A 14,665-nucleotide genomic window follows, 5' to 3' on the forward strand; every position below is an offset into this window, starting at 1 on the left:
GGACATGTGTTAGATCTATATAATTTTTTAGAGTAGAATTATAGTAGCCGGTGGTCTGATAAAATGGAGTATAAAATGAACCCGCTTAGGGTAAAATTTCAAAAAGGGAGCTAACTGTATTAGCTCCCTTTTTTTATGCTTATTTTTGGTTTTTGAGGTACATAAAACTCTAATTTTGTCAATAATCCTTAAAACCCTATGGCTAAAATTCTTTTAGTTGAAGATGATGTGGCATTTTGTACAATGCTCAAGACATTCCTGGTTAAAAAAGAATGCGAAGTTGATGCCGTTTACACTGCAACAGAGGCCTTAACCATGGTGGCTAAACATAAATATGATGTAGTGATCTCCGATGTTCGCTTACCAGATAAAGAGGGGCTGGAAATTCTACAGGCGGTCAACAAAAAAGGGGAAAAGACAGGAGTGATCATGATGACAAGTTATGCTGAAATAAGCATGGCTGTAAACGCGATCAAGGAAGGAGCCTTAGATTATATTGCAAAGCCTTTTCATCCAGAAGTGATTATGAAGGCGATCAATGAAGCCTTACAGGAGAGCGGGAGTTCACAGATGCGAGGATCTCCAAAGGCAGAGACTGTAAGACCTGAGGCTACTTATATCAAAGGAGGGAGTGAGGCTTCTGCTAAATTGAATAATTACATTGATCTTGTCGCGCCTACCAATATGTCTGTGCTTATTATGGGCGAAAGCGGGACAGGAAAAGAGCAGATAGCTAAAAGCATTCACGATAAAAGTAAGAGGAATTCTGCACCTTTTGTAGCTGTAGATTGTGGTGCTATTCCAAGAGAGCTGGCGTCCAGCGAATTTTTTGGGCACGTAAAAGGGTCTTTTACGGGTGCAGTAAACAATAAGACCGGGCATTTTGAGGCTGCCAATGGCGGTACGATCTTTCTTGATGAAATAGGAAATCTGAATTATGAACTACAGGTTCAGTTACTAAGAGCCCTGCAGGAGCGAAAGGTCAAACCGGTAGGGAGTAATGAAGAGATCCACGTAAATATTCGGGTGATCGCGGCGACAAACGAAGATCTTTTTGAGCTGGTGAAAAAGGGAGATTTCAGAGAAGACCTCTATCACCGTCTTAATGAATTTTCCATAAAGGTGCCGTCTCTCAAAGACCGGGAAGAAGATCTTATGATTTTTGCCAATTATTTCCTTGACCATGCAAACCAGGAACTTGAAAAGGACATAGCCGGATTTTCAGAGAAAACCGTAGCAGCCTTTAAAGCTTACCACTGGCCCGGTAATTTGCGGGAGCTTAAAAATGTGGTGAAGAGAGCTGTGTTGTTGTCGAACACAGAATATATTTCTTCCAGCTGCCTTCCTTCCGAAGTACTGGCGGCGAAAAATGAACCTAAGGAAGAACAGAATTTCAGCTTGTTCAAAAGTAAAAATGAGCAGGAACTTATTCTCGACGCCCTGGAAAAAACTCATGGTAACAAAAGCAAGGCCGCGAGGTTACTTTCTATAGATCGCAAGACGCTTTATAATAAACTTAAACAGTACGACATTAACCTTTAATTTCCTGTTCCAGCTGCGAGAGAAGCTCATTGATCCTGGAAATTAAAAGCTGCGTATCTACTTTTTCTTGGACCTTTCCCTCGGAGTTTTCCAACTTTACAAGGTCAGCAATAATATTAGACACCTGTAGTTGCCGAAACATTGGCAGCATTTTATGTGCAACTGCCGACACTTTCTTTTCATCCCCTCTTTCACAGGCTATTTCAAGTGCTACTATATTTGCCCTTGTACTCTCTATAAACGCTTTTAATATAGCATCCATAGCTTCTGAATCGTCTCCCGCAAAACTTCTTATCTCATTCAGGCTGTAAATTTTATCCCGATCTTTAGGGAAAGTTTTGGAATGGCCTTCTGTTGGAACTTCAATTTGAAGCAGGTCGCCAATCATTTTCAAAAGTTTTTGAGAAGAGTACGGTTTTAGAAGACTTCCGCTAAAACCCATTTTTAGATAGTCTGCAGGACTTACGTTTGGCTGTCCCGAAAGCGCAATAACGGGGAGGTGTTGAAAATGCGGATTTTCCTTTATTTTTTTCAATAACTCAAAGCCGTCCATCTTTGGCATTTGAATATCTGACAGCACCAGGTCGGGGAGGGAAGATTCCAGTTTTTTCAGTGCTTCCCTGCCGTTCTTGGCAGTTGTAAAAGACATTCCGGTGCTGCGTATCAATTCCTTTAAAAGTCCAAGCTGTGCCGGTTCATCATCCACGATGAGTACCGAAAACTTTTTTGGGTCATTTAATGGGATTGCTGATTGGGAAGGCAGAGATTCCTTCTGTGGAGCATATTCTACTGGGATCTCCAGCAGAAAGGTGCTGCCTTTACCAGGTTCACTTTCAAGGCTTATCCTTCCCTGTAACAGGTCTGTAAGTTTTTTGCTGATAGCAAGGCCAAGACCCGTACCGCCATAGCGTTTTTCAATGCTTTTGTCTTCCTGCGAGAATTCCTCAAATACTTTCTCTTTTTGGGCTTCTGAAATTCCTATTCCGGTATCTTTTACTTCTATACATAAAACGGGATTTCTGCGAGCCTGCCTTAACCATGCCTTTACCTCCACGCTGCCTTTAGGCGTGAATTTACAGGCGTTGCTCACCAGGTTTGTGAGGATCTGTTTGATCCTGAAAGGATCTGTGATCACTGCTCTGTCAAGCTCTTCATCGACCTCGGTAATTACTTTAACCTCGCGTGGTTTCTCTGGCGGAACGGCATTTTCGACAGTTTCTTCAATTAGATTCTTAGGATTGAAGGCCAGTTCTTCAATAGACATTTTCCCGGCTTCCAGTCGGGAGAGATCAAGCAGGTCGTTGACCAGGTGCAAAAGGTAATCTGAAGATTTCTTCAGCTGGCTCAGGTACCGATTCTGGGATTTATTCAGGCCACTTTTCTCCAGGAGCCCGGTGTAACCTATCACCGAGTTCAGTGGAGATCGCAGGTCATGAGTAACAGTATTCATGAACTGCTCCCGACTGGACAGGAGAGATTCTGCATAAGTTTTGGCCGCTTCCAGCTCCTTTCTGTATCGCTGACTCCTTATAACATCCTGGGTGACCAGAAAAACGAAGGTGAGAATAACGATAAGACTTGCAGCTCCAAGAACAGCGATGATCTGGGAAGTTTCCTCTACGGTCTCCTGCCAGGCCGCAACCTGGTCTAAGGAGTTGAGTCTTTCTTCGGTTTCCAGGGTCGAAAAGAGAATTCGCAACTTGCTGTTCAGTTGTACCTCATTAGCCAGTAACTGGTCTTCCTGAGCTTTTAATGCAGCACGATATCTGCGTTCTCTGGTTTCGAGCTGGCTTAAAACGGTCTTTACTGAGTTTACTAAAGAATCTATGGTGATCCCTGCCGGTTCCGGATTTTCTGCATCTGAATATTGCAGTAGTTTTATGAGGAGCTGGCGTTGATGCGGTTGCAGGTCCTTAAAGCGCTGCTCATAATTTCGCCGTTCAAAATTTTCATCTACACGCTGAAGTTCATTCAGTACTCTTGAATAATAGGAATCGGTTTCGCCCCTTGCTCTTAGCTCGAGAAGTTCTTTAAGGTTGCTGGTCTTTTGGGATAAAAGAATATTAATGCTGTCAATTTCGCGATCGAGAGAACTATCGCTTCTAAAATCCTGAAGAGAAACCAGCGTGGTTTTGATAGAATCGATCTTTGCAGTGTAATTGTCGAGTCCTTCGAGATTTCCGGTTTGTATCAATTGCCTGCTTAGGCTTTCTGCTTCATAAAGTTTAGTGGCGGCCTCGCCCACAAGGAGCAGCTTTTGATTTCCTGCAGAACTCCTTTCGGTCATGCTCGCGTAATTGATGATCTGGTTATAAATGAACCACACCCCAAGTCCCATAAGGATGGTTAGAATAAAATATCCGGCAAATACCGTAAATGTTATGGAAGACCTTTTTTTAGCCATAGCTGAGCCTGAAGTTGTAAAATTATATGCTTTCTTTTCTAAACATTCAAAAATTAGGTTAAATCGAAAAAAAGCATTTACCTTTGCGGCGTCTCAAAGGGGTGCCAATCCTGCAGTAGCAGGAGAAAGCTGAGATCATACCCAAAGAACCTGGGCAGGTAATGCTGCCAAGGGACAGGTGCAAAATTGCACCTTCTAAGTATCGCACTCCTGTTAGCCTTAATAAGGTTATCAGGATTTTTTATTTAATAACAACAGGAATAACAGCCCCTTTTATTCGTAAACCATTTTTATTACGAATGAAACATGTTTTCTTATTTTTCAGTTTTTTTCTTTTCACTGTCAGCGGGGTCGCTCAGGACTTTGAGGTCTCTGGTACAGTAACAAACGGAGAAGTTCCAATTCCCGGAGTCCTGGTGAAGATAGAAGGAACTTCCCGCTTTACACAAACAAATTCTGAGGGAAATTATTCCCTGCTCCTTAACAAAGGTGTTCATTATCTGATCTTTTCCTTCGGAAATCAAAAACGGGTAAGAGTCGAAGTCGAAGGAGACCTCATTCTGAACGTGGACATGAGCAGTGCCCAGGAGGTTCTTGATGAGGTGTTCCTTTCCGCAGTGAGAGTGACAGCCAGTTCACCGATTACTTACAGCAATCTTTCTAATGAGGAGATCGAAGATCGGAATTTAGGGCAGGATATCCCCAGTTTGATGCAGTACATGCCAAACGTAGTCACTACAAGTGATGCAGGTGCCGGAATTGGTTACAGCAGTTTGAGAGTTCGCGGAACAGAGGCCAGGGGAATTAATGTTACTATAAATGGAATTCCTTATAATGATGCAGAGAGCCAGGGCACCTTCTGGGTCAATCTTGGAGATTTTGCTTCCTCGGTAGAAGACCTGCAGCTGCAACGTGGCGTGGGGACATCAACGAATGGGGCAGGAGCTTTTGGAGCAAGTCTCAATGTACTTACCGATAGTTATAATTATAAACCTTCCGCAGAAATAGCGAATAGTTTTGGGTCTTATAATACCCATAAGCACACAGTAAAATTCAGTACTGGAATTTTCGATGATCACTGGGAGTTCAGCGGAAGAGCTTCAGTAATAAAAAGTGACGGTTATATTGATCGTGCTTCAACAGATCTCAAATCCTACTTCTTTCAGGGGACTTATGTCGGCGAAACAAGTTTGATAAAGGCGCTAACCTTCGGCGGAAGTGAAGTCACCTACCAGGCCTGGGATGGGATCGATGCAGACCAGTTAGGGGAAAATCGCAGGTTTAATCCGGCTGGGGCTTATAAGGATGATCAAGGTAATCTTCAATTTTACGAGGATCATGTTGATGATTACAAGCAGGATCATTTTCAACTGCTGTGGAATGAACGCTATGGAAATGGCTGGTCTTCAAATTTAGCGCTGCATTACACCTATGGCAGGGGCTTTTATGAATCCTACAGAGCCGAAAGTGACCTGGAGGAATATGGACTGCAGCCTTTCAACGCTAACGAGGAAGAGATCACCACAAGTGACCTGGTGACAAGAAAGTGGCTGGTAAATGATTTTTATGGTACTACATTTAACCTTCAATACAACCAACAAGACCTCGAAATTATTTTTGGAGGAGCATGGAATAACTATGAAGGAGATCATTTTGGGGAAATCATTTTTACTCGTTTCGCACCCAGCCTTCCCTTGGAGCGGTATTACGACAACCGTTCCCAAAAAAGCGACTTTAATATGTTTGGGAAAGCTACGGTGGCGATTTCAGATAAACTTAGTCTTTATGGCGACCTTCAGTTACGCAGAATTCATTATGAAGTGGAAGGAGTTGAGGAAGAGAATGTTCCATTTGTTGTTGATGACAGCCACACCTTTTTTAATCCGAAGGCTGGCCTCACATATTCATTTTCAGACAACAGCCGACTTTATTTTTCATTTGCCAGGGCACACAGAGAGCCAAACCGATCTGATTATGAGGCTGGAAATCCGGAGCCAGAAGAGTTAAATGATTTTGAACTTGGCTGGAGGTTGTTTTCAGGAAAATTTCAACTTAATTCCAATCTCTATTATATGGATTACCGCAATCAACTGGTGCTTACCGGGGAGCTCAATGATGTGGGAGCGCCAATTAGAAGAAATAGTGGGAACAGTTATAGATTAGGATTAGAAATCGATGCCGCGGTGAACTTGCATTCAAAAGTGACCTGGAGGCCCAACATCGCCATTAGCCGAAATAAGAACGACGAGTGGATTGCCTCATGGAATGGCGAGTTGCAAAACTTCGGAAAAACAGATATTTCCTATTCTCCTGGTGTGGTTGCCGGAAACATTCTTGAATATCGTCCTGTAAATGGACTGGAGCTGAAATTTCTCAGCAAATATGTAGGGGAACAGTATATGAGCAATCTCGAAAATGAGGCTTCTTTGCTTGAAAGTTATTTTGTCAATGATTTCAACATACAATACAGCTGGAGTACTGCGCCTTTATTTAAAGAAGTTGTGTTTACTGGATTGATCAATAACATCTTTGGTGAAGAATATGTTTCGAATGGTTATTATTACACCTATGACTGGGATGGAGTGACCTACGATGGTGCAGGTTATTACCCGCAGGCGACACGAAATTTCCTCTTAGGAATGACCCTGAAGTTTTAAAAAATATACTTCCAAAAAGGGCATTTTTGAGACCTTTCAAAAATGCCCTTTTTTTGTCTTATTTAGTTAGAGATCTGCAGCACGCCACCTATTTTCTGGGCCCGGTAAGGTTTTAAAGAGTATTCTCCTTCCCCTGCAATTTGTTGGCCGGTAATTATGGTGTACTTATTACCATCTCCGCAGGAACAGGAAGCTTCAGTTCCGGTAACAGTCAGCGAAGAACAGGTTTGGGGTACGTGATTTGGATCTGTAAGCTCAAAAGCGAGGTACTGGTCATTGTTGAGGTTAAAAATTACGATGCCGTTTATTCCGTAGTTGCGGGTGACATATTTATTTCCGGGGAAATTAAGCTGATTGTATTCGGGAAGGCTCAGGTCGAAATTGACAGAGAAGTTCAGGTGAGGCAGATATGGATTCTGACGAAGATCATCATCTGAAGAACATCCTAAAAAAATGAAGATCAGGGAAAAAATTAAGAAAATGCGCTGCATAAAAGGTTTTTTCAAAGCTACAGGATTATAATTGTACTGGATATTTTAATTTAGTATATTTGTTTGAAATCCCGTCTGCGAATGGGATTTTTTCTATTTATATAAACGACGAAATTATGAGTAAAGTATCATATTATACTGCAGAAGGGCTAAAGAAATTAAGAGACGAACTTAATCAACTTAGAGATGTAGAGCGTCCAAAAGCTTCGCAGGCCATTGCCGAAGCTCGTGACAAAGGAGACCTTAGTGAAAATGCTGAATATGATGCAGCGAAGGAAGCCCAGGGTCTTCTGGAGATGAAAATTGCAAAGCTGGAAGAGGTGTATTCAAATGCACGGCTAATTGACGAGTCACAACTTGACACTTCCAAGGTGCTGGTTCATTCGACGGTTAGAATCAAAAACCAAACAAATGCTGCTGAGGTGAAGTATAAGCTCGTAGCCCAAAGTGAGGCCGATCTTAAAGCAGGTAAGATATCTGTTGACAGCCCTATAGGAAAAAGTCTATTAGGGAAAAAGGTGGGTGACATCGCAGAGGTCAATGTTCCTGCCGGAATTATGAAATTCGAGATCCTGGAGATCACGCGGGACTAAGGTGTCAAAAAAGAGGTTTTAAAGATCCTTTCCTTGTGAAAGGATTTTTTTATGCTCCTGTTTTAAGTTGAAAATATTAACTTGTTATCTCAAAAAATTAAAAGCTATGCCAACCATTTTCACAAAGATCATCAATGGAGAATTACCCGCTTATAAGGTGGCGGAAACCGAAAAGTTCCTGGCTTTCCTTGATGTTCGACCCAATGCCAAAGGCCACACCCTCTGTATTCCAAAGGAAGAGGTAAATAAGATCTTTGACCTTGATGAGGAAACCTATTTGGGGCTAATGGCCTTTTCCCGGAAAGTTGCCAAAGCTATTGAAAAATCAGTATCGTGTAAGCGTGTTGGAATGGCAGTAGTGGGGCTTGAGGTGCCACATGTACATGTACATTTAATCCCGCTGAACAATATGGGAGACATGAACTTTGCACAAAGTGTTTCCCTGGAAGAGGAGGAGTTCCGGCAGATTGCAGCAAACATAAAAGCGCAACTTTAGTGGATCTTTCAGAGTATAAGCTGTCGCTGGACCTGCGAATCGATTTTAGTGATCTCGACATGTACAGGCACGTGAATAATCTCACTTTTATCAGGTTCCTTCAATCGGGCAGGGTGAACTTCTGGGAAGCAACCGGACTGGCAAAAATGTTTTCTGAATCAAATAAAGGAGCCATCCTGGTGTCGACCCACTGCGATTTTAAGAAATCGCTTTTTTATCCCGGTACTGCAACGGTCAAGACCAAATTGGCTTATATAAGGAACAGTAGTTTTGCCTTAGACCAGTTGATCCTGAATGACAAAGGTGAAATTTGTGCTGAAGGAAGGGATATTGCCGTTTTCTTTGATTTCACCCATGATAAATCCCTGCCTCTTCCGCTCGAACTTAAGGAGGTTATGCAGCAGTATTAGCCTTGTGCAGGAGTATCTCGATAGTGGTTCCTTTGTTGATCTCACTTTTCAATACCCTGATCCTCCCGCGGTGATATTTTTCAATGATTCTGCGGGCAAGGGAAAGACCCAGGCCCCAGCCTCTTTTTTTGGTGGTAAAGCCAGGTTCAAAGATCCTTTTAAAACTGCTTTTTGGAATTCCTTTTCCTGTATCACTAACAAGAACATGCACGTTTTTAGGGTCATGCTTTAGTTTTATCTCTAAAGATCCTTTCCCTTTCATCGCGTCTATCGCATTTTTCACCAGGTTTTCAATTGTCCAGCTATAGAGCTGTGCGTTCATCTCTACAAGAATAATTTCTTCAGGGAGGTCAAGGCTGAAATTGATGAGTTTCGAACTTCTGGCTTTGAGGTATTCGAAAGACTCCCGTGTTTTTTCGACAATATCTTCCGGTTCAAGCGTAGGAGACGAACCTATTTTGGAAAAACGCTCGGTTATGGTTCTCAAGCGGTCAACGTCCTTCTCGATCTCAATAATATAGGTGGAATTGACGTTTTCTGTCTTTAGGATCTCGGTCCAGCCAATGAGAGAAGAAAGCGGCGTTCCTATCTGGTGAGCAGTCTCCTTTGCCATTCCTGCCCATAATTTATTCTGTTCGCTGCTTTTGGTGGTCTTATAGAAGAAATAGATCACCGAGATAAAGAGGATGATGATGATTATGAGCACCAGAGGAAAATATTTAAGCTTGTTGAGCATGGGAGAATTTCCGTAGTAGACCTGGTTCACCCTTCCCTCTCCCAGATCCATGGCTATAGGTTCATTAGAGCCTTTTAGGTCCTGAAAATAATCCTGCAGCCTGTCTTCATTTGAGGCGATCTCCTCTGGAATATTGATAGCGCCTTTTATTTCTCCATTCTCATCTACAAGAATTGTAGGAATACTGGAATTGCTGTTGATAATGGCAAGGTGCAGGTCGAGATTCGTGTCGGTATCTGCCTGGTCGAGGTAAACCTGCGCAGCTGCCCAGATATTCATCTTTTGTCTTTCCTCTTCTTTTATTCGCTGAAAAAAGGCAACAGCATTCCAAACAATGAGGGTGATGATAATGAGGGAAGAAACTGTAATAAACCAGCGGCGAAAGTTTCGTTTGTCTGAAAACCTCATGTAGGGCAAACTTAATTTGTCAATAAATATAAGCGTTTTAAGGGAACTAATATTGTACAGGGTATTTTTCACTTCTTGACCTGTTTCGTTACCTTTGACAAAATATTTTTAATGCTGACGATAGATCCTAAAGAAATACCTGTAGCCCAGATGCATCAATATTTACTGGGGGCTGTGGGCCCACGCCCAATAGCCTTTGCCAGTACCATTGATGAGCAGGGGCGACCAAATTTATCTCCTTTTAGTTTTTTCAATGTCTTTGGAGCGAATCCGCCGATACTTATTTTTTCACCGGCACGCCGCGGAAGAGACAATACTGTTAAACATACTTACAACAACGCAAAAGCTACGGGAGAGGTGGTGATCAATGTGGTAAATTATGACATTGTACAGCAGGTTTCTCTTTCGAGCACAGAATATGCTGAAGGTGTCAATGAGTTTAAAAAAGCGGGTTTGACCATGGTTCGATCTGAAGTGGTAAGGCCATTTCGGGTCAAGGAATCTCCGGTGCATTTTGAATGCAGGATCAATGAAGTAGTGGAATTAGGCGAAGAAGGCGGTGCAGGGAATCTTGTGATCTGTGAGGTGCTAAAAATGCATATTCAGGAAGAAATTTTAGATGAAAAGGGTTATATTGATCAGCACAAAATTGACCTCGTGGCAAGAATGGGAGGGAACTGGTACACCAGGGCTACTCCTAGCATGTTTGAGGTGCCAAAGCCGCTACAAACCCTTGGAATAGGAATAGATGCTATTGCTGAAGAAATCAGGAACAGCAAATACTTATCTGGAAATGACCTCGGGAGGCTTGGAAATGTGGAGAAGTTGCCAACGGCGCAGGAGGTTAAGGCACTACTGAAGAATAATGACGAGCTTTCAAAATTGATCGAGGAGAACGAGGAAGAGAAAATTCATTTGAAGGCCAAACAATATTTAGAAAACGACGATCCGGGGACAGCCTGGAAAATATTATTAGCAAAAAACGTGTGATATGGAAGTACAAGGAAAAATTAAGATGATTGGACAAACCCAGACTTTTGGAAGCAATGGCTTTAGAAAACGTGAGGTGGTGGTAACTACAGAGGAGCAGTATCCTCAACATATACTTGTTGAATTTGTACAGGATAAATGTGATCTTTTGAATAATTATGCAGTGGGACAACCGGTGAAGATCGGCGTAAACTTGCGAGGTCGCGAATGGGTGAACCCTCAGGGAGAGACCAAATATTTTAATTCTGTGCAGGGCTGGAGAATAGAGAATCTTGCAGCGCAATCTCAGGGTGGTGCACCAGTTCCCCCTGCCGATCAATTTGAACCTGCCAACGACCTTAATGATGAAGATTACGACGATCTTCCTTTTTAATTAATAGAATAATATTCTGAAGCCCGATACTATAAGTGTCGGGCTTTTTTTATTTTCGGAAGGTGAAATTTCTAAGACCAAAAGATGATTTTCCGCCAGTGGAAACCGCTTCCGAGGAAGGCTTGCTGGCCTATGGGGGTGATCTGTCTCCTAAAAGGCTCATAGCCGCCTATTCCCGCGGAATCTTCCCCTGGTATGATAGTTCGCAGCCAGTTTTATGGTGGAGCCCCGATCCCAGAATGGTGTTGTTCCCTGAAAACCTCAAGATCTCCAAAAGCATGAAACAACTTCTCAAAAAAGAAGTTTTTAGAGTGAGTTTTGACAGCGAATTTTCTGAAGTCATGGATCAATGTGCAAATATTCAGCGGGAAGGGCAAACCGGAACTTGGATCACAGCCGAAATGAAACAGGCCTACCTTGAATTACATCATATGGGAATAGCCCGGTCTGTGGAGGTGTGGCAGGAAGATCAACTGGTAGGCGGCCTCTACGGGATTTTCCTCCAGGAACAGAAAATCTTTTGTGGAGAAAGCATGTTCAGTAGAGTAAGTAATGCCTCTAAAGCCGGATTTATTCACCTGGTACAAAAACTAGCAGCCGAAGGTGTGAAATTAATAGATTGTCAAATTTATACTCCTCACCTGGAAAGCCTGGGAGCGGGTGAAATTCCCAGAAGCGAATTCCTGAAGTACCTGGAATAGATGCTGAAAGAAAGCTGTCAAAAATGACATTTTTGACAGGTATTTCACCGGGAGATTTTAAAGATTCTTAACCTCAGAATGTCTAAAACATTCGGTTATATGATCATTCACCATTCCTGTAGCTTGCATATGGGCATATACCACCGTAGGACCTACAAATTTAAAACCTCGCTTTTTAAGATCCTTGCTCAAGGCTTCAGCTTCGACAGTTGTGGCAGGAACCTGCTTAAGGTCTTCCCTGTTGTTCTGGATGGGCTCATTATTTACAAAGCTCCAGATATATTGAGAAAAACTTCCGAATTCTTTTTGTATTGCCATATATGCAGTAGCGTTACTAATGGCAGCTCTTATTTTAGCGCCATTTCTAATAATTCCGCTGTTTTGCATGAGTTCCAGTTGCTTTTCTTCTGAGTAGTCCGCGATTTTCCTGTAGTCGAAATTATCAAAAGCCAGTCTGAAATTCTCCCTTTTCCGAAGCACAGTGATCCAGCTCAACCCAGCTTGAAATGTTTCAAGCGTCAAAAATTCAAAGAGGGAAGCATCATCTCTTACCGGGACTCCCCACTCATTATCATGGTAGTCTTCATAGAGCTTGTCGCCAACGCACCAGCCACATCGAATCTTTTCTTCCATTAGTTCTGAAAATTATAAGTTATTGTACCGGGCTGCGAATTTCTTCCGGCAAGCGGAGAAAATCTGGCATTTGCAGCATATTCCAAAGCCATGTCTGTAAGACATTCGTTGGTAGTAGAAGAAGCATTTTTATTAATTGAAGTGCTAATGACAGTTCCCCTGGCGTCTACTGTAATATTAACCACCACACGACCACGCCTGTCACAGGTATAAATAGGATTTGGAATGTCTACTGCACTTCGCCCCACCAGGGAAAAAGAAATAGAGCTGTTTCTCATAGTTCCCTTTTTTACTGAAGTGTCTTTGCTGCTGTTATCACCTTCAGAAGCTTTTTTTCTTTCGGAGGTTTTGTTATTGTTCAGGGCTACATCTCCACTGGCAGGTTCGGTGGCGTTCTCTTCCGATGCTTCCTGCTGGGCCGAATTCTTCTGAAAGATCTCATCGAGCCTGGATTCAAGGTTACCCTGACTTTCCTGTTGATTCTGATTAAATGCTCTGTGGGTTTCAAAACTGGGTCGCTGAGGTTGAGGCGCAGGGGGTTCAGGTTCTACTGGTTGTTGTTCCTGCGGCGGTGGAGTGGGAGGAATGTTGTTCAGCTCAATAAGCGTCTCTCTTATTTTCTTCGATTCGTTGGAGATATTGATATTGTACATGGACAGGATCAATATCGAAAAGATAAGGATGGTGATGATCAGGGCCTTATGTCTATCAAAAAAATCCATTGTTAAGTCTCTTCCTCTCTCGAAAGATACTCATTTATGAAGGAATCTACTGTTAAGGCATTTTCCACCCGGTATTCTCCAATTCGCGTGCGGCGAAGAGAGGAGAGATAGGCGCCGCTGTCAAGTGCTTTTCCGAAGTCATGGGCGAGGCTGCGAATATAGGTGCCTTTGCTACATACTACTCGAAAATGCACTTCTGGTAGTTCGATTTTGGTGATCTCAAAGGCCGATATATTCACCGCTCGTGCAGGGATCTCCACATCCTCTCCACTTCGGGCATATTCATAAAGCCTCTTTCCGTCCTTTTTTAATGCTGAAAACACTGGTGGCTGCTGCTGAATGTCGCCGAGAAAGGATTTTGTTGCCTCCCGAATTTTTTCTTCCGTCAGGTGATCTATCGGAAAAGTTTGATCTACTTCGGTCTCCATATCATAAGAGGGCGTAGTGCCGCCAAGACTAAAGGTGCCGGTGTATTCTTTTTCCTGCCCCTGAAGGCCTTCTATAAGCTTGGTAGATTTACCGGTGCAAAGGATCAATAATCCGCTTGCAAGTGGATCCAGAGTCCCTGCATGGCCTACCTTGATCTTTTTGATCCTGAAATTTCTCTTGATCAACCATCTCACCTTATTCACAAGCTGAAAGGAAGTCCATTCCAAAGGCTTGTCGAATAACAGGATCTGTCCGGTTTTGAATTCCTCTTCCGTCATCTTAAGCAGCAAAGTAATATTCGCAGGTAATGGCGATAATTCCAACTATGAAGCAATAAATGGCGAAGTAGGAAAGTTTGCTTTTCTTTACCAGCGCGATCATCCAGGTGCAGGCAGCAAAACCTGCAATAAAAGCTGCAATGAATCCTGCCAGGAGCGGCATAAATTCAATACTGGAACTGGCGAGATCTCCGCTCATAAGATCTTTTGCGATCTTTCCTAAAATAAGAGGAACTACCATAAGAAAAGAAAATCTCGCTGCTTTGCCTTTGTCATTTCCCAGCAGAACAGACGTCGATATCGTTGCCCCACTTCGCGAAATTCCCGGTAAAATGGCAATTGCCTGGGCCACGCCTATTACGATACTGTCTTTATAACTAACCGGCTTTCCTGTATGTTTTGCCTTATCGGCCAGCCAAAGCAATAAGGAGGTGATCAAGAGCATAAAACCTACAAAAGTGAGATTCCCGCCAAAAAGCGCCTCTAGTTCCTCTTCGAACATAAGTCCAACAATTACAGCAGGAATCATGGACAGTATGATCTTTAGTGAGAATTGTGTTTCCTCATTCCATTTAAACGAAAACAGCCCACGAAAAATGTCAAAAACATCCTTTCTAAAAACCACAATTGTGCTTAAAGCAGTAGCAAAATGTAGTACTACCGTTATCATTAAAGATTCTTCTGGAATGGTGTGATCCCCAAGCAGCGCTTTTCCTATCTCGAGGTGTCCGCTGGATGAAACCGGTAAGAATTCAGTAAGGCCCTGGATGATTCCAAGGAATACAGCATCAATGACTTCCAT

The 14,665-nt window shown here is 42.7% G+C and carries 15 protein-coding genes; 8 read left to right on the forward strand and 7 right to left on the reverse strand.

The genetic code is table 11. The annotated features are described in order from the left end of the window. The first annotated feature begins 198 nt into the window (after positions 1-198). Positions 199-1,542, forward strand: a complete 1,344-nt coding sequence (locus tag HC175_RS08675; protein ID WP_168138094.1) for a sigma-54-dependent transcriptional regulator — start codon at positions 199-201, stop codon at positions 1,540-1,542. Here the strand turns inward: HC175_RS08675 and HC175_RS08680 are convergent. Continuing rightward, the gene (locus HC175_RS08680) at positions 1,532-3,946 is read right to left on the reverse strand and encodes a hybrid sensor histidine kinase/response regulator (protein ID WP_168138095.1); all 2,415 of its coding nucleotides are present in this window, start codon (positions 3,944-3,946) and stop codon (positions 1,532-1,534) included. The genes HC175_RS08675 and HC175_RS08680 overlap by 11 nt on opposite strands. A 299-nt stretch (positions 3,947-4,245) precedes the next feature. Between HC175_RS08680 and HC175_RS08685 the strand changes: the two genes are divergently transcribed. Further along, on the forward strand, positions 4,246-6,603 hold the full coding sequence (locus HC175_RS08685) for a TonB-dependent receptor (RefSeq protein ID WP_168138096.1): 2,358 nt from the start codon (positions 4,246-4,248) through the stop codon (positions 6,601-6,603). A gap of 62 nt (positions 6,604-6,665) precedes the next feature. Here the strand turns inward: HC175_RS08685 and HC175_RS08690 are convergent, their stop codons facing one another. Next, positions 6,666-7,109 carry a Rieske (2Fe-2S) protein gene (locus tag HC175_RS08690; protein ID WP_235942564.1) on the reverse strand — a complete coding sequence of 148 codons (444 nt, stop codon included), beginning with the start codon at positions 7,107-7,109 and terminating at the stop codon, positions 6,666-6,668. 101 nt (positions 7,110-7,210) lie between these two features. Between HC175_RS08690 and greA the strand changes: the two genes are divergently transcribed. The 3 genes from greA (at position 7,211) to HC175_RS08705 (ending at position 8,593) form a co-directional block, all read left to right on the forward strand. Further along, entirely contained in the window at positions 7,211-7,687 is a 477-nt protein-coding gene (gene greA, locus HC175_RS08695; protein WP_168138098.1) for a transcription elongation factor GreA, read from the forward strand. 106 nt (positions 7,688-7,793) lie between these two features. Beyond that, complete coding sequence (locus HC175_RS08700) at positions 7,794-8,183, forward strand: HIT family protein (RefSeq protein WP_168138099.1); 390 nt, start codon at positions 7,794-7,796, stop codon at positions 8,181-8,183. Beyond that, a complete protein-coding gene (locus tag HC175_RS08705; protein ID WP_168138100.1) occupies positions 8,183-8,593 on the forward strand; it encodes an acyl-CoA thioesterase in 411 nt (136 codons plus the stop codon). Before HC175_RS08700 ends, HC175_RS08705 begins: the two co-directional genes overlap by 1 nt. Here HC175_RS08705 and HC175_RS08710 read toward each other — a convergent pair. After that, the gene (locus tag HC175_RS08710) at positions 8,577-9,737 is read right to left on the reverse strand and encodes a sensor histidine kinase (protein ID WP_168138278.1); all 1,161 of its coding nucleotides are present in this window, start codon (positions 9,735-9,737) and stop codon (positions 8,577-8,579) included. The genes HC175_RS08705 and HC175_RS08710 overlap by 17 nt on opposite strands. A gap of 111 nt (positions 9,738-9,848) precedes the next feature. On the opposite strand from HC175_RS08710, the gene HC175_RS08715 reads away from it, so the two are divergent. From HC175_RS08715 to aat, 3 genes are all read left to right on the forward strand, one after another. Beyond that, positions 9,849-10,727 carry a flavin reductase family protein gene (locus HC175_RS08715; protein WP_168138101.1) on the forward strand — a complete coding sequence of 293 codons (879 nt, stop codon included), beginning with the start codon at positions 9,849-9,851 and terminating at the stop codon, positions 10,725-10,727. A 1-nt stretch (position 10,728) separates the two neighbouring features. Continuing rightward, on the forward strand, positions 10,729-11,100 hold the full coding sequence (locus tag HC175_RS08720) for a DUF3127 domain-containing protein (protein WP_168138102.1): 372 nt from the start codon (positions 10,729-10,731) through the stop codon (positions 11,098-11,100). Between the two features lie 62 nt (positions 11,101-11,162). Further along, positions 11,163-11,801 (forward strand): leucyl/phenylalanyl-tRNA--protein transferase, encoded by a 639-nt coding sequence (gene aat / locus HC175_RS08725; protein ID WP_168138103.1) that lies wholly within the window; start codon positions 11,163-11,165, stop codon positions 11,799-11,801. 57 nt (positions 11,802-11,858) lie between these two features. Here the strand turns inward: aat and HC175_RS08730 are convergent, their stop codons facing one another. The 4 genes from HC175_RS08730 to HC175_RS08745 are packed head-to-tail and all read right to left on the reverse strand — an operon-like array spanning position 11,859 to position 14,665. Continuing rightward, complete coding sequence (locus tag HC175_RS08730) at positions 11,859-12,434, reverse strand: DNA-3-methyladenine glycosylase I (RefSeq protein WP_168138104.1); 576 nt, start codon at positions 12,432-12,434, stop codon at positions 11,859-11,861. After that, positions 12,434-13,156 (reverse strand): energy transducer TonB family protein, encoded by a 723-nt coding sequence (locus HC175_RS08735; protein WP_168138105.1) that lies wholly within the window; start codon positions 13,154-13,156, stop codon positions 12,434-12,436. Before HC175_RS08735 ends, HC175_RS08730 begins: the two co-directional genes overlap by 1 nt. Positions 13,157-13,158: 2 nt before the next feature. Then, positions 13,159-13,863, reverse strand: coding sequence for a tRNA pseudouridine(55) synthase TruB (truB, locus tag HC175_RS08740; RefSeq protein ID WP_168138106.1), 705 nt, complete (start codon positions 13,861-13,863; stop codon positions 13,159-13,161). A 1-nt stretch (position 13,864) separates the two neighbouring features. Then, positions 13,865-14,665, reverse strand: coding sequence for an undecaprenyl-diphosphate phosphatase (locus HC175_RS08745; protein ID WP_168138107.1), 801 nt, complete (start codon positions 14,663-14,665; stop codon positions 13,865-13,867).

The sequence above is a fragment of the Salinimicrobium oceani genome (assembly GCF_012037645.1).